The following is a 20,457-nucleotide window of genomic DNA, read 5'->3' as shown; positions in this document are numbered from 1 at the left end:
TGTGTCGCTCCTTATAGGCCAGTGAGGTAAAAAACGAATCCGAGTGCCGCAACACCGAACCCTAACCACGTCACATGGTGCGTCAGTAAAAAACGCCCACGCGCCAGACTGTTTTCCACCAGCGACGCCAGCACAAAAATCACAAGTAATTTCACCAGCAACAGCACTAACGCAATCAGCAAGCTGCCCACCGTCAACACACTGGCATTACCAAATGGGAAGAAGATGGATAAAAACAGTACCGCCACAATCACTTGTTTGAGACCAATGCCCCATTTTACCAACGCTAAGCCTGAACCTGAGTACTCCGTTAATGGCCCTTCTTGAAGCTCTTGCTCTGCTTCTGCCACGTCAAACGGGATTTTCCCCATTTCAATAAAGGTGGCAAAACCACACGCTAACAAGGCTAAAAAAGTGGCGGTGGGCGAAATCCAGCCTTCACTCATCACCGAGCTAATGGTCCCGATATTGGTTGAGCCGGCAATCAGCGCCACCACCAATAGGCCAAGGAATAAAATCGGTTCGACTAATACCCCAAGCGTGAGCTCACGGCTTGCGCCAATTCCTGCGAATGGGCTACCCGTGTCCAAACCTGAGAGTGAAAAGAAAAAACGGAACAGCGCAAAAATGTACAGCACGATAATTAAGTCGCCCGCCCCGCTAAACAGCGAGTTCAACGTGAAAACGGGCAAAGCCATCGCCAACAGCAGCATGCTACCAAGCAGCACATACGGCATGATGCGAAAGATAGCACCTGAGTCACGAGGTGCAACGGATTGGCGTTTTAGCAGTTTGGTAATATCGCGATAATCCTGCCAAATACCAGGGCCTTGGCGCGAGTGCATTTTGGCGCGAATTTGCCGTGAAATACCGGTGAATAACGGGGTTAACAGCAGCAAAATAACGGCTTGAATTACGGCAAAGAGCCCCATCATCAATGTCGGTGTTTCTTGAATTGTCATGGTTTCTCCCCTTACGCCGCGATCACGACGAGCAGCACCACTAACGCAGCAACGACATACAGGCAATACAACCTGAAGTCCCCACCTTGTAAGCACTGCATGCGCTTCGCAATTCGATTAATACAACGGACGAACGGGTAAATAATTTTTTCATCCCAGAAAGGCTCAACTTTCCCCGCTCCTACTTTCGTGACTTCTAAGGTTTGCGCCAACCGCGCCGATGGGTCGAGTTGCTCACGCATACGGTATAGTGGTGCAAACATTGAACGCAGCGGTTGAGTAAAGCCCCCCGCAGATACTGACATGTCTTTTTCCCACGCGTAGCCACATGCCCACGCATCGCCTTTACGGCGAAAGCCCATTTGTTTGCCTTTGAATGCCAAGTAAATAATGAACGGAATAAGCGGTAAGGCGAGTAACAGAACGAAGGTCATCGCTGGGGAGATCATCGCTTGTGCCGCGCTATCTGGCATGAGCATCGCCCCTTGGGCAACCGTAATATCCGTGGCGCTGGTTAATGACATCGCCACATTCGCCAATACGGGGGCAATCACGCTGGCACCCACACCTAGAACCACACAGATAGCCGCTAAAATCAGCATCGCCGCGGTCATTGTCCAAGGCACTTCCCGCGCTTTGGTGGCTTGTTCGCTACGCGCGCCGCCACAGAAACTGACCCCATACACTTTCACAAAACACATCGCCGCCAATGCCCCTGTGATGGCTAACATCACAATAGCGATAGGGCCACTGATACGCATGATGAATGTGCCTTCGTGGCTCATTGAGAAAAGGGATTGATAGGTGTACCACTCACTGACAAAACCGTTTAAAGGCGGTAATGCTGAAATCGCCATACAGCCGATTAAAAAGGCGGTTGCCGTCAATGGCATCAGTTTCGCTAACCCGCCCATTTTCTCCATATCGCGGGTATGAATACGGTAAATCACCGCTCCAGCTCCAAGGAATAACAACCCTTTAAATACCGCGTGGTTGAGCAAGTGGTAAACCGCACCGAGCAAGCCAATAGTCGCCAGTACTGGCATGTTATTTGCCATACCGACTATGCCAACACCGACGCCCATCAAGATGATCCCGATGTTTTCGACGGTATGCCAAGCGAGTAAGCGCTTAATATCGTGCTCTGCCAGTGCGTACATCACCCCAAGGACAGAAGACACCGCGCCGAAGGCCAACACCACAATGCCCCACCAGCCTTGGGTAGCACCTAACAGGTCGATACCCACTTTGATGATCCCAAAGATACCAATTTTCACCATCACCCCTGACATCAAAGCAGAGGCATGTGACGGTGCTGCGGGGTGAGCTTGCGGTAACCAGCTGTGCAATGGGAGCATCCCTGCCTTGGCGCCAAAGCCAAAAAATCCCAATAAGAACACAACCGATGCCATGGTTGGCGAAAGAGTGAGTTGACGGAAGGAATCGAAATCTAAGCTGCCACTTTGCCGCCACATTAAGAAGAAGGCTATCATGATAAGAATCGACCCTGCGTGGGCAATAAAGAAATACAGCAGGCCAGCGCGAATCGATTTGTCGTCTTGGTCCGCAATAACCAGGAACCAAGATGCGAGTGACATCATTTCGAATAAGATAATGAAATAGAACGCATTATCCATCACCACCAAGGCCACCATCGAGGCGATAAACAGATTAAGGAAAAAACCCATGCTCCACGCCCCGCGTCCGTAATATTCTTGAACGTAGTTTAGTGAATACAGGGCGCTGACGGTGACCAACAACGAAATCACCATCACCATAAAGGCGGCTAAGCTATCCATTCGCACCACAAAATGGGCGAAGGGGAATGGCCCTTGTGCCATATACGTCAGTACTTCGCCGTTCATTAAAACGGGAATGGCGCTGCATAACCCCAATAAGCCACCGATAATCGCCGAAATTCCCGCCACATAAATGGCGATTTTTTCTTGGCGCTTAAACAGCAGCGAGGCAAACCCGCCGACGGTATATAAGGCAATTGACCACAAAAGTAATTGAAGCGCTGTCATGTTAGAGGTTCTCCTGCCGTGAGACAAAAATGTCGAACTCTGGCGGCATCGCATCGACAGACGCATTGCGGCGTTTCGCACTTTCGTTTTCCAATTGGTTTTCCTCAACCAGATGGAGGGCATCGGTTGGGCAAACCTTCACACATGCAGGGCCATCTTCGCTAAAATCACATAAATCACATTTCACGGCGATATTGCGAATACCCGCATTCCACGCTAAGAATGGGTTCATGGTCGGCAAGCTGTCTGGCACATCCAGCAGCATTTCTTTTGGCACATATTGCTCAAAGAAATCAGGCATATCGACAGGTTTACTGCCCGATGGCGTAATCGCCCCAAACGGGCACACTAGGCCACAAAGCTTACAGCCAATGCACAGGCTCTCATTCAACACGATCATGTCATTTTCATGTGTAATCGCATTCACTGGGCACACCCGCGCACACGGTGCATCATCACACTGACGGCACAGCATCGGGGCGGTTAGCTCTCCTACTTTCACCACACTTAGTCTCGGATGTGATTGTAATCCCTGTGCTTTATGTGTTTCTGAGCATGCAGCCATACAGGTATTACATCCGATACAGAGTTGCGGGTCGGCAATCACAAAGCGATTCATTCGCCTTACCCTCCAATCAAATTGGTCGAATTATTCATATTGATGGAGTTGTATTAGCATATTTCATGCCATGATTATTTTTGTTATTTATCAATAGATTAAATAAATACCATGGAAGGTTCGACACTAATGACGATGAAACGAAGGCGGCAAATGGCCATTATCGACACGCATCTACATCAAAAAAGATTTTTGGAGGGAATGAATTTAGGTGAGAATTTACTGGCTGAATTATTTTTAACGATTTCACGGTAATAAAATAAAAATAATTCGCTATTTTTACATCATTATTTTTAATTTACGCTTTATTTATTTCTTTATTTGATTCATTTTAAATATGCATTTAATTTGCAATAAATATAAAACCTGACTTAACTTATATTAAAACTGGTTAAATTTACTTAATTTATTTGAATTAGCAACAAAGTCATCATTAATGACCAGTCAGCAATAAATGATAATTTCAAATAAAAACAAAATCACGAAATAAATATAATTCAATAAAATCATCAAGTTAAGGCAAATAAAAAACGGTAAAAATATATTTTATTCTTATTGATAGGTAAATCTTATTTCAGCAATCGATTAAACCAATGGTTATCATTGATAAAAATCAAGAACCATTGCGCTTTATTTATCCATCATAGGCCGGCTGTAGAATTATATTAACTAAAAATATTTAATTATATTTGACCGCAATCTTCCAAGGATAGTGTAATGAAAAAACTTACTCGCATTACGGTCGCTGTCATATTTTTGCTTTTACTCGGTTATTTTGGGTTATCGGGATATGTGTGGTACCACGATGATCAACGAAGACAAAATAATGACATTCAGACATCTAAAATTGCAGAAAATAATCAAGTCCTCCAATTCTTTGCTGAAAAAGGATGCGATTACTGTCACACGCCGTCAACTGACTTACCTGCTTATGCCTCATTTCCAATTGCTAAACAACTGATGGAGTACGATATTCAGCTGGGTTATAAGTCCTTTAACCTCGAAGCTGCTCGCGCTGCGTTAATTGCTGGGGAACCGGTTCCTCAGAGCGAATTGAATAAAATTGAGTGGGTGATGCAGAACCACACCATGCCACCAACACGCTATGTCGCACTGCACTGGGCAAGTAGCGTAAGTGACGAAGAACGCGATAAATTACTCGGTTGGATTGCGAAGCAACGCGCAGAGCATTATGCCACCGAGGACACCGCGGCGGAGCACCGCAATGAGCCAATCCAACCCATTCCAAAATCACTGGATGTAGATGATAAGAAGGTGGCATTAGGCTTCCGTCTGTACCATGACGCTCGCTTATCTGGGGATAGCACCATCTCTTGTGCTCACTGTCACGCGCTAAACGCGGGTGGTGTTGATGGTCGTAAAACCTCTATCGGTGTTGGCGGTGCCGTTGGACCAATCAACGCACCCACTGTGTTCAACTCTGTGTTTAACGTCGAGCAATTCTGGGATGGTCGTGCTCCTGACTTGCAAGCACAAGCCGGTGGCCCACCATTAAACCCAATCGAAATGGCGTCCAAATCATGGGATGAAATCATTGTAAAACTGGATAAAGACCCGGTATTAAAACAGGATTTCAATGCGGTTTACCCTGAAGGGTTTACGGGCGACAGCATCACAGATGCCATCGCGGAATTCGAAAAAACCTTAATCACCCCAGACTCCCCCTTCGATAATTGGTTACGTGGCGATAGCACTGCACTGACAGCGCAACAGTTGCATGGTTACCAATTATTTAAAGAGAATAAATGTGCGACCTGCCACGGCGGCGTGATCCTCGGTGGTCGTTCTTTCGAACCTTTAGGTTTGAAGAAAGACTATGAATTTGGTGAAGTCACTGCACAAGACATTGGCCGCATGAATGTCACCTCTGAGGAACGCGATAAACTGCGCCAGAAAGTGCCAACTCTGCGCAATGTTGAGTTAACCGCACCGTATTTCCACCGTGGTGATGTGGCAACCTTAGATGAAGCAGTCAAACTGATGCTGCGTTACCAAGTGGGCAAAGAGTTACCACAAAAAGATGTCGACGATATTGTCGCCTTCCTGAAGAGCTTAACGGGTGTTTACACACCGTATGTCTCACAAAGCGAAGCGCAACAATGATTGATTGAATAATCTTTGCATAGCACCGCTGGCTTAGGCTACGGTGCTATTTTATTTGCCTCCCTCCGCTATTTTTATTATATTTCGAGCTGTGCATCTGCCATGCATCCATCCGCGGAAAGAGCCCTGCTCATGCTAACTCACTTATTCATTTATCTTACGGCCCTACCTGAATACGGGACAAGCTTCAGAGCAACGTGTATCGCTTGAACAAACCAATCCTAACGCTGATATCACTTTAGCCTCTGCACAGTAGTTGGTTGCCAATGAACTTGGCTTTTCAAGTTGGTCAAAGCTAAAAGCCCATGTCAATAAAGTGCCCCATAAAGTTCGGGCCTAAGTGGAGTGCTACATTTCAAATTTCTTCACTGTCTTCGGGTCTTTGCTTCCATAAATATCTGTTTGGATGGTAATCAGTAGTTCATGAAGTGTTGCTTGTAAAAAGGCAAGAAAATCAGGTTGAAGGAAGGTTCTCTCTACCACAGATACAGGTAAGAATCGCTTCATCTCACCCTTAAATTTTTCACTCGCCACCAATGAGGGTAAGGTTTCAATTCTTGCTTGCAGCCACCCTTCGAACTGATCATTGAGCTTATAATCGGCGACCTTTTTCATTACCAATTCAGCGTCTGGTTTTACCCCTTGTTGGTGCAGCCATACTAAATCCCACATATCTCTGTATCGAATATGACTGGTCGTGGCTGGGAATGAAACCAATTTATCAGCCATGATCTCAGTGAGCTCTTCCACTCGAATAATCAGGTCAGAATAGCCACTAGGAAGCTGCTCATAGTTCTTGGTGAGCATTCTTGGAGTGTGGGTATATGCAGGAATGTTGGCAATTTCCACTTTTATCCGCTGTTTGGGCAGGTCGCTTTTGCCTGGATTAGTGGTTACAGATATTTGCCATTTATCGACTTTAACATCCATATAGTCAGGTTCTTTTCTTAGCTCTTTTGGTTCTTTAACCACAACCTCCAGACCATAACGATCACCAACATACTTCTCAATACAAGCTTTGATCTCAAGCATTTGTTCTGAACAGAAGTCATGGCCACCAGCAAAATCCAGATCTTCACTAAACCTGTTGGACCCATAGCAAAGCCTGAGTGACGTACCGCCCTGAAATGTGATGTGCTTTAAAAGCCCTGCGGCGAAAAGCACATAAAGAATGTCATAATGTAGTAATTCCTTTTCTACGACAGGTCTATTCGCTGCGTAGTCATTTTCAGTAACGATGCTGTCAACCAATTCATTAAAATCAACAAAATCAGGCATAGTTTAATTCCTCACGTTGGATGAGGTGTGTATTTCTGCCGACCTTCAATAGGTCCTTAATAGCAGTCTCCTTTGTTGCAATTCTTAATGGTCCCCTTCCCTTCGCCGTAGTATTGAGGATTTCAGACGGTTTCTTGGCTGTATGGGTAACTTCAATAACCCCCCAGGGTGTAACAAATTCTCCAGACCGGCCTGTGGACATAATCGTAAGTCTATCAATAGGGATCTGTGAAATGACACCGTACTGAGATAAAGCGGATTCCAAACTGATGTAGTTGTAATGACCTCGTCGAATATTTTCGGCCAGACGTTCCAAAGGGTAAGGGCCCAATGAACCTTGGGAATAGGTATATACTCCTTTTGAAGCTCGGCGTAGCACACCACTTGCGATTAGCCGGTCAACCGATTTCTGCAATGTTTTCGAAGACTCATCAGGAAAAAGCATTTCTAAATCTTTGGTGAGGAAAATATTTTTACCTTTCTTACTGAACTTGTTAAAAACATTGGCCGCTGTCATTAATTCCATATTGCCCTCCACTAAATCACCCCATAAAAGGGGGTATTTTGTATACCTAAATATAATACACTGCATTTACCCCACAAAACAACCCCATTAAAGGGGGTATTTTGTAGAGCAAATGTCTAATAAGTGAAGTGACCCCGTAAAGTTGGGTTCTTTTAGTGAATCAGCTTGTAAGGCTTGATGCCGGTACTCAACCGGAGTCAGGCCTTTTAATCAGACTGTGATCCGCTTGGTATGTTTGGCGATTGGTTTAACGGTACAAAAGAGAGAAAGCCAAAAACTTGGCTTTCTTTTCAGGTATTACTCAGGCGCATTCCCTTTGTAATACACCGTTTTTTGCATAACGGGTAAAGATAATTGTTTTTGAATTCCCGCTAGCGTTTCTTGCGTTAGCATGGCGAGCCCACGGTAAAAATTGCTATTGGCTTGCGTGGCGAAAACATCAAGAAAATGTGCCGACCAAGGTAGCAAGTGCCACGCTAGCAATTCCTCAAAGTCATTGCGCCTATCTTGCTCTGCCAGCCATGCGGCTAACATCAAAATCAAACCGATATGGTCTTCTGGCTCTTTTTGCGTTGTGGCAGGTTCAATACCTTTTGAACGCATCCATTGGCGCAACTCAACAGTAGAATCCCCAAAAATAATATTTTCTTTATCTAACCACACTGAACCCCAAGGTGGTGCAGGTAAGGCATAGGGGCCGATAAATAACCGCTGCCACGCTTCATCAAGTGGCTCATTTTGTTTTGTTGAATCTGCAAATAATGTGTTAATTTCATTGAGTGATGCCAACGAAAATGGCCACTCTTCATGCCATGTTGGCTCTCGCAAAATCGCGATAAGCTCCGCGTTATTTTCACTGTCTGGAGCAAAATAAAATAAAGAACCCAAAACCCGCCCCGTTACAGCAACGTGTTCAAGAAATTGCGCATCATGCATATTAGTTGTCTCTGCGTTTTCAACGTAGGGAAACTGGCTCCCTACGTTGAGATGTTTTACTGATTAGGCGACTGCCATTCCTACTGTCATATGTAGACCATAGAACAGCCCGCGTCCAATTAATTCACCGAACAACACCAATAATGTGCCGATGAACAAACTGATAACGGATGGCTGGTTTTGCTTCATTAGCGGTATAATCCATAACATCAAACCAAGGCTTGTTGCTACTAAACGAACCATTTGCAGCGTACCAAAATCGGGAACTAACGCACTCGCGCTTTGTACTGATGTTGCTATCAGCGCAATTTCACCACTTTGTACCAACACAGACGCAATCGTAACCACATACGCCACGATGCTAATCAGTGCGAGTCGCCCACTGTGACACGGGAACTTGGCAATACGTAATAACAGCGTGCCGAGTATCGGCCCCACCACAAAGGCCGTCATAAAGAAGCCAATCGTAGTGTGTGGCGTGTTCCATGTCGGTACGGTGCTTATCATATAAACACGAGTCATTGCCCAGACAAATAGCAGCCCCATCGCCATCGTAACCAGCAACCAAATTTTGCCGAGCCCTTCAGGCATTTTTTTCAGCGCCGCCAGCAGCCACCATAAGCCCCCTAATGCAAAAAAGAGGGAGCCAAATAGCACTTCATTACTGAGTGACGATGAAAAAACACGGTTCATTGAGTTGAACGCACGTAGCGGCGAGCCCATATGCATCATGGAAGCCAAGAATCCTAAGCCCATCAGCACCCACAAAGCCAGCATCGCATTCACAATACGTTGCTTTTGTGTTTTATCATCTGTCGATAACCACGCAAGTCCTGTGACAATCAGTGCACCCGCAATACTTTGTCCTAATACCGTAAACAGGATCAGCGGCCATTCGTGTAATCCGTTGCCCATCTTATACCTCCCTTGGGTTAGCTAAGTGGCCCGTGGTATCGTTCACTGGGCGGCTATTAGCATTCGGCTTAATGACAATATTCGGTTTGGTGTAATGCGCTTCTGGCAATGGCGCGATTTCTGCCAATGTGCCATAGGTTTTACGCAGCTCTTCGATTGGGCCAAAATCCAACGCACGCAGCGGGCAAGATTCGGCACAAATCGGTTTTTTTCCTTCCGCGACACGCTCATAACAGCCATCACATTTTGTCATGTGCCCTTTTTCGGCATTAAACTGCGGCGCACCATATGGGCATGCCATGTGGCAGTAACGGCAACCGATGCAAACACTTTCATCCACCACCACAAAGCCGTCTTCTCGCTTATGCATTGCGCCACTTGGGCACACTTTGACGCACGCAGGGTCTTCACAGTGGTTGCACGAAATTGACAGATAATAACTGAACACATTTTGGTGCCAGACGCCGTTATCTTCTTGCCAGTCACCGCCCGTGTACTCGTAAATACGCCTAAAATTCACTTCAGGAGATAAATTTTTGTAGTCTTTGCACGCTAATTCGCACGTTTTACACCCCGTACAACGGGCTGAATCAATATAAAAACCATATTGTGTTGTCATGATTTATCCCCTCCCTATACCCGAGCTACTTCAACAAGATTACTGTGCTGCGGGTTACCTTTTGCCAGCGGCGACGGGCGCTGCGTGGTCAGAACGTTAAGGCTTCCCCCATGGTCTATCTTGTTTTCATCTGGCGCATACCACGCCCCTTCCCCCATTGCGACAACACCTGGAATGATCCGCGGCGTCACTTTGGCATTGATGTGCACTTCACCACGGTCATTGAAAATACGCACCATATCGCCATTTTTGATATTGCGACGCGCAGCATCAATCGGGTTGATCCACATTTCTTGCAAACAAGCAGCTTTAATCACGTCGACATTGCCATATGTAGAGTGAACGCGGGATTTATAATGGAAGCCACTCAATTGCAGTGGGTATTGCTCGGTCAGTTTGTCCTCATGGCTTTCAAAGCCCGGGGAATACATCGGGATTGCCGAAATCAAGTCACCTTCTTCAAGGGTCCACGTTTTGGCGATATCCGCTAAGCGGTCAGAGTAAATCTCAATTTTACCGGACGGGGTATTTAATGGGTTCGCTATTGGGTCTTCGCGGAACGCTTTGTGTGCCACGACGTGCCCTTGCGGGTTCATTTTTTTGTAAATCCCTTGCTGCTGGAAAGTTTCAAAATCAGGCAGCTCAGGTAATTTTTCTCTTGAAATTTCATATAGATGACGTAACCATTCTTCTTGTGTACGCCCTTCAGTAAACTTATCTTCAACCCCCATACGGCGGGCGATTTGCGTACACATCTCATACACGGTTTTGCTTTCAAAACGTGGTTCAATGGCTTGGCTGGCAAAAATCACATAACCCATGTTACTGGCAGCACCATCAAGGCAAAAATCCATTTGTTCCGATGCAGTGCAATCTGGCAGAAGAATATCCGCATATTTTGCCGATGCAGTCATGTGGTTATCAATCACCACAATCATTTCGCATTTTTTATCGTCCTGAAGAATGTCATGGGTCTTATTGATATCAGAGTGCTGGTTAATCAAGCTGTTACTGGCGTAGTTCCAAATAAACTTAATTGGCACATCCAGTTTGTCTTTACCACGAACACCATCGTGGGTTGCTGTCATTTCAGGGCCGCGTTCAATGGCATCAGTCCATAAGAATACGGAAATGCTGGTTTTTACTGGGTTCTCAAGGGTTGGCATACGCTCAAAGGGAATATCGTAATTTCCTTCACGCGCTCCTGTGTTACCTCCGCTAATCCCCACGTTTCCTGTTAAAATCGGTAACATGGCAATCGCACGAGCAGTTTGCTCGCCGTTTGAATGGCGCTGTGGCCCCCAGCCTTGGCTAATATAAGCTGGCTTCGCACTACCGATTTCTCGCGCGAGTTTGATAATTTTATCAGCTGGAATACCGGTAATTTTTGCTGCCCATTGAGGCGTTTTTTCAATGCCATCATCCCCTTGCCCTAAAATATAGGCTTTGTAATGGCTATTTTTTGGTGCATTCGCAGGGAGCGTTTTTTCGTCATATCCAACGCAATATTTGTCTAAGAACGGTTGATCAACCAAATCCTCCGTGATCAACACATGGGCAAGCCCCGCCACTAATGCGGCATCAGTCCCCGGACGAATTGGGATCCACTCATCCTCGCGCCCCGCGGCGGTGTCAGTATAACGAGGGTCGATAACAATCATTCGTGCATTGGAACGCTCACGCGCTTGCTCTAATTGGAAAGTGATCCCCCCGCCGCTCATTCGAGTCTCCGCAGGGTTATTTCCGAACAAGACTACCAATTTAGAATTTTCGATATCAGAAACGCTGTTACCCGCGCCACTGCCGTAGGTATACGGCATTGCGCAGCTAATTTGTGCTGTGCTGTATGTACCATAATGGTTTAAATAACCACCGGTGCAGTTCATTAAACGTGCAATTGGCGAGTTCGCAGGCGGCCATGAACGCGCAACTGTACCGCCCAATGTCCCTGTCCCATAATTTAAATAGACCGCTTCATTGCCGTAATCTTTAATAATACGTTTAAGGTTACCGCTAATGAGGTCGTAAGCTTCTTCCCAGCTGATTTGCTTAAATTTCCCTTCACCACGCGCACCAACACGCAGCATTGGGTATTTCAAACGGTCAGGGTTGTACACGCGACGGCGCATGGAACGACCACGCAAGCAGGCTTTGACTTGGTGCTTATCACCATACACGTCATCCCCCGTATTATCGGTTTCAACGTATTTGATTTCGCCATCCACCACATGCATACGCAGCGGGCAACGGCTTCCGCAGTTAACGGTACACGCGCTCCAGACAATTTTTTCTTCGGGGGTTGGCGCCGCTACAGTGGCATTGGCGACATTGCTAAAAGGTAAACTTAATGCACCGCTAGCAAGCGCAAGCCCGCCCACAGTACTGGTTTGCATTAGTTTTCGACGGCTGATCTCCGATTGGAGTAACCCATCAGATAATGCTTTATCCATATCTGCCTCACTTAACATTGCTTCTTAAAGTTATAAAATAATTTTTGAAATTTATTTTTGGTATTTTCACTTCTCTGATTTCAATCGTTATTTTATAGCGGGCATATAGATGGGTATTGTGCGTGATCAATAATGTACGACAAAAGTAAGAAAGATAAACTTGAATTAAAAATTAACATTAATTTGTTGTTTTTCAAAACGTTAAATATAAACTGAATTTTTTAAATTTAGTGCATTACAAATCAGAGTTTATCACTAGATAAACAATCACATTATTCCAATATAGCCAATTTATTCGATATATTATTCCTGTGCCTTAAAATTAAAATAACTACCAAGAGTTGTTTTTCTAATATAGTTTTTTATTGAGAGAATGGTCTTAAGCTATTTAATCTAGCTAACTTAGAAGGGCAAAAAAAGAAAAAATTGTAAATTAAAATTTATACTCCGCATGTTAGAATTTAAAAAAATCGGAACGTTAATTCAATTACCTTTTTAAATAAATCATCATAATACTCTATTTATTTTAGATATTAATATTATATAAAAATAATTTCTAGCCCCCCTTATTTTTGTAACCGTCAAAAAATGGTTAAAAATAATTTATTAATTCTAATCAGTACACTAGTGTTGGTTCAACGACTGGATTTGTTAATTTTATGGGCATCACCTATGCGAGTTTAGCAAGCAAATAGTCTATTTCCCCTCACATTTAAAGGCAGGCTAAAAAATCATTTTACAGAGACAAAATTTTAGTTAATTAGGCTTTGATTGTTGAGTTAGTAGACAATAAATGAACTTTTATTCTAACCATAGAATAAAGTCATTATATTTATCTAAAAACTAATGTGTTAGGTTGTGTAATTTAGATATGATTGGCTTTTTCTGACTAAAATGGGAAACGCTCATGTCCACTCGTAAGTATTTAACTCCCCAAGAAATATCTCGACTTTTAGCTGCTTGCCGTTTGTCTCGACACCCCGAACGTAATTCTTGCTTAATTTATATGAGCTTTATACATGGCTTGAGAGCAAGCGAAGCCCTATCGCTAAAACTATCTGATCTTAACTTAGAAAGTAAAGAGCTATATGTACATCGTTTAAAGAATGGCTTTTCAGTGAATCATCCACTCATTGATGAAGAAATCCCACTTATTAAAGCTTGGTTAAATGTAAGACGTACATGGAAAGGAGAAGAAAGTCAGTGGCTATTTTTATCAGAAAGAGGAACAGCCATGACTCGTCAGCGCTTTTACCAACTGTTTTCACGACTCGGCGAGTTAGCTAAGCTGACTTTAGGTATTCATCCTCATATGTTAAGGCATGCATGCGGTTATGCATTAGCGGATAAAGGTGCAGATACGCGTTTAATTCAGGATTATTTAGGACATACCAATATACAACACACTGTGCGATATACGGCGAGTAATCCAGCAAGATTCCGAGGGGTATGGTGAACAAAAACCGACTAAAAGAGTTGTCAAAATGCACCAAATTGACAAACGTAATGAATTAGGTGCATCTTAAGTTAAATGAAAATACTCGTCAAATACGTAGCGTGTAAATAACGCTATGTATATATTACTAAAAGCAAGTACACCTCATTATGAAAAATCATTGAATTCATTAATTTTTTCATCTATTCAAACTCTTCGTAACACTCCAAGCTTACACGCCGTAATATTTTGAAATGATTTTTATGAATTATTCAACCAATAATTCATAAAATAAAAAATTAAATACAAAATAATAATCAGTATTGAAAATATTACTCTAGTAAAGCATTACTATTGTCAATTTGGTGCATTTTGACAATAGTTAAACAACCGTTAATAGATAACCTATTTATTTCACGGAGAGAATTTTATGCCATCTAACTTATCTCCTAAGGAAATTGTTGGGAGCAATATACTTAGAGCCCGTAGAGCAAAAGGCTTAAGTGGTTCTGATCTAGCTGATTTACTTTTATGCTCACAACAACATGTGTCACGTATTGAGCGTGGAGTTATTCGGCTGCATTTAGAACAAATTCAGCAAATTGCTAGCTCGCTTGATGTCGATATCAATTATTTATTAGATGGCGTTGGATTTCAAAATAGCTCAATAAATTATATCCATAATATGGAGTGTTATTTTAAATCTGAAGGATTATTTTCCCTATCTAGTCAATGTCTGAAATAGGATTGACATTATGTTAATAATCACAAAAACACAAAAATTTAATATTATTGTCGGAAGGAAAGTAAAAAAATACAGAAAGGAAATGAAATTAACCGCCGAGGAGTTAGGGCAATATATTGGCGTAAGCCAGCAACAAATTTCTCGTTATGAATCAGGCGCAAACCATATAAATATTGATTTTCTAGCTCAGTTTTCAGAGTTATTTAAGGTGCCAATTCAAGTTTTTTTAACAGACGACTAAATATATTTTTTGATTTTAATTTTTAATTAATAACTCAATTTTATTTTTTAGGATTTGATTTTTTGAATCAAGTCCTCGGGCTTTGCTTTTTCCAGTTCATTGCAAATAGAGTGTCTGCAATGAGCAATGAAAACTGACACTCATACTTTATTTAACTTAACAAAAACATAGGACTTTATATTCATGAAAATGAAATCTATTGCAATGGCAACTTTTATGGCTCTAGGATTAGCTTCTGCAGCAAATGCTGCTGATCAAGGCCACGGTAAAGTAACGTTTAAAGGCGCTATTATCGATGCTCCATGCTCAATCTCTCCTAGCTCAATCGACCAAACTGTTGAATTAGGCCAAATTTCTAACATGGCATTAGTTGATGGTGGTAAATCAACTCCACGTACGTTTGAAATCACTTTAGAAAACTGTGATATCACTAAACTGACTAAAGGCGTTCAATTAACCTTTAGTGGTGCAGCTGCATCTTTCGATAATACAAATAAAACATTAGGTATTGTTGGTACTGGTGCTGGTGCTGGTGTTCAGATCACTAATGGTAGCGGTAATGTGGTGACTTTAGGAACAGCTGCACCATTCCAACAAATTCAAAATGGTGATAACACCCTGAATTTCGCAGCTTACTTAAAAGGTAATGGCGGCGATATCAGCACGATCACTGCTGGTGACTTTAGCTCAGTAGCGGATTTCACTCTGTCTTACGAGTAATTCATCCTGAGCCAACAAAATTTATTTGTTGGCTCATTTCGACTGAATTGAGTGTAAGAGAGGAAGCAATGAATAATTCGATAACCTTTGGAATGTTTTCATTGATCTTAAGTTTAAGCCTGTTAACCGCGGCATCGACTGCAAAGGCTCAAGGCTCAGTGAATATGAATGGAAGCATTATTGAAACAGCATGTGCTATTGATGTCGGCAGCCGTGATCAAACTATTGATATGGGAAGTATTGCACTGACTCAAATTCGCCGTGATGGGCAAGGACCAGCTCGACCTTTTGTTATCCGATTAGTGAATTGTGTTCTTGAACGCCAAAATCCTGATAAGCCGAATTGGCAATACTTTCGTATAACATTTGATGGCTCCCATGATAGGGGATTATTTGGTGTTAGCGGACAAGCTCAAGGTGTTGGATTACAAATTCAACGTGAGGGGGATGGCGAAATTGCCATACCAGGCCAAGGAATGTCCGTAAATTCACTTACGGCCGGAGCAAAAGATCTCACCTATCGGCTGCGATTGGTGGCAAATAATCGCCCATTAGCATCAGGTCAATACCACAGTCAACTACGTTTCAAACTGGATTATGAATAGTCGGTTCCTCTCATGAATGAAGATCGCCTTTAACAGGTGAGCTTCATGAGCGAAATGACATTACGGATAAAAGAACGCAAAAGAAGGTCGAGATGATGACCCTGAATTTCATTCACACGCCTGTGTTACGGATAACTCGGCCTTGCAGATTAGGGCTTTTAGTCGCATTGGCTATTAGCTTTGGTGGTCACGCATCCGATATTAAATTTAATATGGATATGCTAGACGTCAATGATCGTAGCAATATTGATTTAAGCCAATTTTCGCGCCCAGGTTACCTCATGCCTGGTGAATACAGTTTTACGGTTTTCTTAAACAAACAAAGCATGCCGGAAGAAACTGTCTTTTATTATGCACCTAAAGATGAATCGGATGAGAGCCTCCCTTGCCTGAGTCCCACTTTAGTTGAAAAGTTCGGTATCAAGCCTGAACTGATGTCAACATTAAAGTGGTGGCATGATGGACAGTGTTTATCTCTTGAAAGCTTACCAGGAACTGAGGTTAAAGCCGATCTTGCGACTTCGGCTATGTATATCAGTCTGCCGCAAGCCTACCTCGAATATACCGCTGAGAATTGGGATCCTCCAGCTCGCTGGGAAGAAGGGTTACCTGGCGCACTGTTTGATTACAACCTCAATGCCCAAGTCGGACAACAAACTCGTTCAGGACAACAAACCAACTACAGTACCAGCGGTAATGGTGTTGCTGGTGTTAACTTGGGAGCTTGGCGTGCTCGTGCAGACTGGCAAATGCGTATTGATAAGCAACAAGGACAAAGCACGACTACGTCCTTAGATTGGACTCGCTATTATGTCTATCGAGCCATCAAATCATTAGGTGCAAAACTCACCTTAGGTGAAGATTATCTAACCTCTGATATTTTTGATAGCTTCAGATTTACAGGGCTTAGCTTGGTTACGGACACCAATATGCTACCGCCTAATCTACGTGGGTATGCTCCAGAAATTACTGGGGTAGCAAAAAGCAATGCAACCGTCATCGTAAGCCAACAAGGACGAATTATTTATCAAACTCAAGTTGCTGCGGGTCCATTTCGTATCCAAGACCTGAACGATGCATTAGCTGGGCAAATCGATGTTGAAGTTAAAGAACAAGATGGCTCAACACAGCGCTTTACGGTAAATACTGCAAGTGTTCCGTATTTAACACGACCAGGACAACTGCGCTACAAATTAGCCGCTGGACGCCCAACAAATTGGCGTCACCATGTGAGCGGCGATACGTTTTCAAGCGGTGAGTTCTCTTGGGGAGTTAACAACGGCTGGTCACTCTATGGTGGTGGAATTGGCGCGAAAAACTATGCATCAGCGGCTATTGGGGTTGGTCGCGACTTAATGGTATTTGGCGCATTATCATTCGATATCACCCATGCTCGAGCGCATTTAGCTAATTTAAGTGATGTGGGAAATAAAACGTATCGCGGTAGTTCATACCGCTTAAGTTACTCAAAACGTTTTGATACTTATAACAGCCAAGTGACATTTGCGGGATATCGATTCTCAGAACAAGGCTTTATGAGTATGTCTGAGTATTTGGATGCTCAGGAAACGGGTGCTCGTCAATACAATAGCAAAGAAATGTATACCATTTCTTATAACCAGCAATTTTCAGAGTTAGGGCTCAGCGCATTTATCAACTATTACCACCAAACCTATTGGGATCAGCCCGATAATGACCGCTACAGCATTTCATTAGCGCGTTATTTTGATATTGGTAAATGGAAAAACCTTAGCCTCAACTTGACTGCGTATCGAAATCGTTATCGTGAAAGTAATGATGATGGCGTATATGCCTCGCTCACAGTGCCTTGGGGAGAAAAAAGCTCTGTTAGTTACAACAGTAGCTGGGATAAAAATGATAACTCACAGCGTGTGAATTACTACAGCACTATCGATGAAAGAAATAATTACCAACTAAGTACGGGGTGGGCACGCTCAGGTGCACTCGTGAGTGGCTATTACACCCATCAAGGAGATTTAGCACAGCTCAATGCAAATGCAACTTACCAACAAGATCGTTATCGGTCAGCAGGATTCTCTTTACAAGGTGGCTTCACTGCAACGGAAAAAGGTGCCGTACTACATCGTAGCAGCCAAATTGGCGGTACTCGCATATTTGTTGATACCGATGGTGTACCTAATATCCCATTACGTGGTTATGGATCTATTGTACGTACCAACCGCTTTGGACAGGCAGTTATTAGTGATGTGAATAGCTATTACCGTAATCAAGTTAGTGTTGATTTGAATGCATTGCCAGATGAAGCGCAAGTCTCCCAATCGATAAAGCAAGGTACTTTAACCGAAGGAGCGATTGGCTACCGTCAATTTGATGTTGTGGCTGGAAGCAGTGCAATGGCGTTGTTAAGGCTGTCGGACAATAGCACACCGCCTTTCGGAGCAATTATCTTAAACGGTCGTGGTCAGCAGGTCGGTATGGTGGGTGATGATGGAAATGCCTATCTCACGGGTTTAAACGCAAAAGATACCTTGCAAGTCCGCTGGGATGACCAAGTACAGTGTGAAATAACACTCCCTGATACCTTGCCAGAAGATGAATATTTGCAAGCAAACTGGTTATTACCGTGCCACAACCCAGGAACAAAAGCAGCATCGTCAGCAACCATAAAGACGCAATCAGCCAGCCGTGCATTAGAGGCTGTACCGAAGGCATCAGAACTCGTTGTGCCCGTTGTTGAAAAAACAGTTCCAAAGGAATCAAGTCGTTGGTTACAAAAATAATAAAAATGATGGTATGCAAAAACGGTGAGTTCTCCTTAACCCTAGAAGATAACAATATGATGAATAACATGATGAAAAATAAAATGATGAATAAAAAAAATGCCCATAGAGCAGTATTTGCATTGGTTGGAGTTGTATTAACTTCAGCAACGCTATCTTCTGCTCAAGCGGCGGTTGCATTAGACAGAACTCGAGCGATTATTACGGGAGATGAAAAATCGATCAGTTTAAATATTAGCAATGAAAACAAACAATTACCTTATCTCGCTCAAGGTTGGGTGGAGAATGAAAAAGGTGAAAAAATAAGTGACCCATTTACGGTGTTACCACCAGTACAGCGTATTGAGCCTGGTGCAAAAAGCCAAATAAAAATTCAAGCTCTGCCAAGTGCCGCTTCGCTGCCACAAGACAGAGAATCAGTGTATTACTTTAATTTGCGAGAGATCCCACCGAAAAGTGATAAGCCCAATACACTGCAATTGGCATTACAGACACGTATCAAATTGTTTTATCGGCCGAAATCAATTATTCCAACACGTGAACAAATGGATAACCCATGGCAAGAAAAAGTGACTCTTACGCGCCAAGGCAACCAATATACGATTAACAACCCAACCGCATATTACGTTTCTTTTGTCGATGCAGTACCAAGTAAAAATGGACAAACAGTCACCGGTTTTGAGCCTGTAATGGTGGAACCAAAGAGCAGTAAAGCACTAAACGTTAGTGCAGATGCATTAGGCAATAAACCTGTGCTGACCTATATCAATGATTATGGTGGTCGCCCAACGCTGTCGTTTACATGTCAGGGAAATAACTGCCATGTGGTACCTGAAAAAAAATAGACTGATTTGAAATGCGTGATGAAATAGCAGGAGAATATCATGGCAAACACAAGCAGGATGCTCCGTTATGTGGGCTTAGGAAGTTTAGCGCTGAGTTTATTCAGCAATGTGGCAGCGGGAACAGCCCTAAATAAAGTTGATAACTGGGATGTCGACGGTTCACATGGCACGCTATATGTTCATGGTGCCTTGACGGAGAGTGCTTGTCGCTTAGCAATGTCATCAGCATACCAAACGGTTAATTTGGGGACTGTAGGAACAGGGCAGCTTCAGCATATAGGGCAAACAGGTAACCCAGTTGCGATTGAACTACGTTTAGAAGATTGTCTAAGCGGTGAAAGTCGCAGCCGCACTATGCAGGGAAATCTTTTGTGGAGTCAGCAAATGCCAGCAATGAAGATTCGCTTTTTGGCTCCTATAGATATTCAAGACGCTCGCTTGGCTGCGGTTGCAGGTGTTCAAGGGATTGGTCTGCAATTCAGTGATGCTGCGCGTTCACCAATTAACTTAGGTGAATACAGCACACCACAGCTGGTTTCACCTGGACAAAATCAATTAACTTACTATGTGACACCAGTTCGTACCTCTGCTCAACTAAATGCTGGGGCTTATCAGGCGTTAATTAGATTTCAGGTAAGTTATGAATAG

18 protein-coding genes are annotated in these 20,457 nt (G+C 43.4%); 9 read left to right on the top strand and 9 right to left on the bottom strand.

The features are described from left to right. Window positions 1-11 precede the first annotated feature (11 nt). Genes AC4IFO_RS10665 through AC4IFO_RS10655 form a run of 3 tightly spaced genes read right to left on the bottom strand, consistent with a single transcriptional unit; the run spans window position 12 to window position 3,608 of the window. Entirely contained in the window at window positions 12-962 is a 951-nt protein-coding gene (locus AC4IFO_RS10665) for a respiratory chain complex I subunit 1 family protein (RefSeq protein WP_490734192.1), read from the bottom strand. 11 nt (window positions 963-973) lie between these two features. Next, window positions 974-2,989, bottom strand: coding sequence for a hydrogenase 4 subunit B (gene hyfB / locus AC4IFO_RS10660; RefSeq protein WP_490734190.1), 2,016 nt, complete (start codon window positions 2,987-2,989; stop codon window positions 974-976). A 1-nt stretch (window position 2,990) separates the two neighbouring features. Further along, a complete protein-coding gene (locus AC4IFO_RS10655) occupies window positions 2,991-3,608 on the bottom strand; it encodes a 4Fe-4S dicluster domain-containing protein (protein ID WP_219244801.1) in 618 nt (205 codons plus the stop codon). Between the two features lie 717 nt (window positions 3,609-4,325). On the opposite strand from AC4IFO_RS10655, the gene AC4IFO_RS10650 reads away from it, so the two are divergent. Further along, window positions 4,326-5,732, top strand: a complete 1,407-nt coding sequence (locus AC4IFO_RS10650; RefSeq protein WP_490734188.1) for a cytochrome c peroxidase — start codon at window positions 4,326-4,328, stop codon at window positions 5,730-5,732. 348 nt (window positions 5,733-6,080) lie between these two features. Here the strand turns inward: AC4IFO_RS10650 and AC4IFO_RS10645 are convergent, their stop codons facing one another. The 6 genes from AC4IFO_RS10645 to AC4IFO_RS10620 all read right to left on the bottom strand — a co-directional run bounded on the left by AC4IFO_RS10645 (window position 6,081) and on the right by AC4IFO_RS10620 (window position 12,456). Beyond that, window positions 6,081-7,010, bottom strand: coding sequence for a nucleotidyl transferase AbiEii/AbiGii toxin family protein (locus AC4IFO_RS10645; protein WP_490734186.1), 930 nt, complete (start codon window positions 7,008-7,010; stop codon window positions 6,081-6,083). After that, complete coding sequence (gene abiEi, locus AC4IFO_RS10640; RefSeq protein WP_490734184.1) at window positions 7,003-7,536, bottom strand: type IV toxin-antitoxin system AbiEi family antitoxin; 534 nt, start codon at window positions 7,534-7,536, stop codon at window positions 7,003-7,005. The genes AC4IFO_RS10645 and abiEi overlap by 8 nt, the downstream gene beginning before the upstream one ends. 297 nt (window positions 7,537-7,833) lie before the next feature. Beyond that, window positions 7,834-8,472 (bottom strand): Tat proofreading chaperone DmsD, encoded by a 639-nt coding sequence (dmsD, locus tag AC4IFO_RS10635; protein WP_490734182.1) that lies wholly within the window; start codon window positions 8,470-8,472, stop codon window positions 7,834-7,836. 63 nt (window positions 8,473-8,535) lie between these two features. After that, on the bottom strand, window positions 8,536-9,387 hold the full coding sequence (locus AC4IFO_RS10630) for a DmsC/YnfH family molybdoenzyme membrane anchor subunit (RefSeq protein ID WP_490734180.1): 852 nt from the start codon (window positions 9,385-9,387) through the stop codon (window positions 8,536-8,538). 1 nt (window position 9,388) lies between these two features. Next, entirely contained in the window at window positions 9,389-10,006 is a 618-nt protein-coding gene (locus AC4IFO_RS10625) for a DMSO/selenate family reductase complex B subunit (protein WP_206083314.1), read from the bottom strand. 14 nt (window positions 10,007-10,020) lie between these two features. Continuing rightward, complete coding sequence (locus AC4IFO_RS10620; RefSeq protein ID WP_490734178.1) at window positions 10,021-12,456, bottom strand: DMSO/selenate family reductase complex A subunit; 2,436 nt, start codon at window positions 12,454-12,456, stop codon at window positions 10,021-10,023. Between the two features lie 907 nt (window positions 12,457-13,363). Here AC4IFO_RS10620 and AC4IFO_RS10615 point away from each other — a divergent pair. From AC4IFO_RS10615 to AC4IFO_RS10580, 8 genes are all read left to right on the top strand, one after another. After that, the gene (locus tag AC4IFO_RS10615) at window positions 13,364-13,912 is read left to right on the top strand and encodes a tyrosine-type DNA invertase (RefSeq protein ID WP_154627310.1); all 549 of its coding nucleotides are present in this window, start codon (window positions 13,364-13,366) and stop codon (window positions 13,910-13,912) included. A gap of 409 nt (window positions 13,913-14,321) precedes the next feature. Next, window positions 14,322-14,636 (top strand): helix-turn-helix domain-containing protein, encoded by a 315-nt coding sequence (locus AC4IFO_RS10610; RefSeq protein ID WP_206083310.1) that lies wholly within the window; start codon window positions 14,322-14,324, stop codon window positions 14,634-14,636. 10 nt (window positions 14,637-14,646) lie between these two features. Continuing rightward, window positions 14,647-14,877, top strand: coding sequence for a helix-turn-helix domain-containing protein (locus AC4IFO_RS10605; protein WP_490734175.1), 231 nt, complete (start codon window positions 14,647-14,649; stop codon window positions 14,875-14,877). A 183-nt stretch (window positions 14,878-15,060) separates the two neighbouring features. Further along, window positions 15,061-15,597 carry a fimbrial protein gene (locus AC4IFO_RS10600; protein ID WP_490734174.1) on the top strand — a complete coding sequence of 179 codons (537 nt, stop codon included), beginning with the start codon at window positions 15,061-15,063 and terminating at the stop codon, window positions 15,595-15,597. A gap of 68 nt (window positions 15,598-15,665) precedes the next feature. Continuing rightward, window positions 15,666-16,202 carry a fimbrial protein gene (locus AC4IFO_RS10595; RefSeq protein ID WP_490734172.1) on the top strand — a complete coding sequence of 179 codons (537 nt, stop codon included), beginning with the start codon at window positions 15,666-15,668 and terminating at the stop codon, window positions 16,200-16,202. Between the two features lie 92 nt (window positions 16,203-16,294). Further along, a complete protein-coding gene (locus tag AC4IFO_RS10590) occupies window positions 16,295-18,964 on the top strand; it encodes an outer membrane usher protein (RefSeq protein ID WP_490734170.1) in 2,670 nt (889 codons plus the stop codon). Window positions 18,965-19,020: 56 nt separating this feature from the next. After that, window positions 19,021-19,809 (top strand): fimbria/pilus periplasmic chaperone, encoded by a 789-nt coding sequence (locus tag AC4IFO_RS10585; RefSeq protein WP_490734168.1) that lies wholly within the window; start codon window positions 19,021-19,023, stop codon window positions 19,807-19,809. Window positions 19,810-19,848: 39 nt separating this feature from the next. Beyond that, window positions 19,849-20,457 carry a fimbrial protein gene (locus tag AC4IFO_RS10580; protein WP_490734166.1) on the top strand — a complete coding sequence of 203 codons (609 nt, stop codon included), beginning with the start codon at window positions 19,849-19,851 and terminating at the stop codon, window positions 20,455-20,457.

The sequence above is a fragment of the Providencia sp. UF-224 genome, assembly GCF_058245955.1.
The sequence above is the reverse complement of the archived record's forward strand: the minus strand, read 5'-3'. Positions and strand labels throughout refer to the sequence as shown.

Coding starts and splice junctions, on each gene's coding strand:
- abiEi (WP_490734184.1), bottom strand. CDS start 7,536: ATGGAATTAATGACAGCGGCCAATGTTTTTAACAAGTTCAGTAAGAAA.
- dmsD (WP_490734182.1), bottom strand. CDS start 8,472: ATGCATGATGCGCAATTTCTTGAACACGTTGCTGTAACGGGGCGGGTT.
- AC4IFO_RS10585 (WP_490734168.1), top strand. CDS start 19,021: ATGATGAATAACATGATGAAAAATAAAATGATGAATAAAAAAAATGCC.
- AC4IFO_RS10655 (WP_219244801.1), bottom strand. CDS start 3,608: ATGAATCGCTTTGTGATTGCCGACCCGCAACTCTGTATCGGATGTAAT.
- AC4IFO_RS10605 (WP_490734175.1), top strand. CDS start 14,647: ATGTTAATAATCACAAAAACACAAAAATTTAATATTATTGTCGGAAGG.
- AC4IFO_RS10630 (WP_490734180.1), bottom strand. CDS start 9,387: ATGGGCAACGGATTACACGAATGGCCGCTGATCCTGTTTACGGTATTA.
- AC4IFO_RS10650 (WP_490734188.1), top strand. CDS start 4,326: ATGAAAAAACTTACTCGCATTACGGTCGCTGTCATATTTTTGCTTTTA.
- AC4IFO_RS10600 (WP_490734174.1), top strand. CDS start 15,061: ATGAAAATGAAATCTATTGCAATGGCAACTTTTATGGCTCTAGGATTA.
- hyfB (WP_490734190.1), bottom strand. CDS start 2,989: ATGACAGCGCTTCAATTACTTTTGTGGTCAATTGCCTTATATACCGTC.
- AC4IFO_RS10645 (WP_490734186.1), bottom strand. CDS start 7,010: ATGCCTGATTTTGTTGATTTTAATGAATTGGTTGACAGCATCGTTACT.
- AC4IFO_RS10665 (WP_490734192.1), bottom strand. CDS start 962: ATGACAATTCAAGAAACACCGACATTGATGATGGGGCTCTTTGCCGTA.
- AC4IFO_RS10615 (WP_154627310.1), top strand. CDS start 13,364: ATGTCCACTCGTAAGTATTTAACTCCCCAAGAAATATCTCGACTTTTA.
- AC4IFO_RS10620 (WP_490734178.1), bottom strand. CDS start 12,456: ATGGATAAAGCATTATCTGATGGGTTACTCCAATCGGAGATCAGCCGT.
- AC4IFO_RS10595 (WP_490734172.1), top strand. CDS start 15,666: ATGAATAATTCGATAACCTTTGGAATGTTTTCATTGATCTTAAGTTTA.
- AC4IFO_RS10590 (WP_490734170.1), top strand. CDS start 16,295: ATGATGACCCTGAATTTCATTCACACGCCTGTGTTACGGATAACTCGG.
- AC4IFO_RS10610 (WP_206083310.1), top strand. CDS start 14,322: ATGCCATCTAACTTATCTCCTAAGGAAATTGTTGGGAGCAATATACTT.
- AC4IFO_RS10580 (WP_490734166.1), top strand. CDS start 19,849: ATGGCAAACACAAGCAGGATGCTCCGTTATGTGGGCTTAGGAAGTTTA.
- AC4IFO_RS10625 (WP_206083314.1), bottom strand. CDS start 10,006: ATGACAACACAATATGGTTTTTATATTGATTCAGCCCGTTGTACGGGG.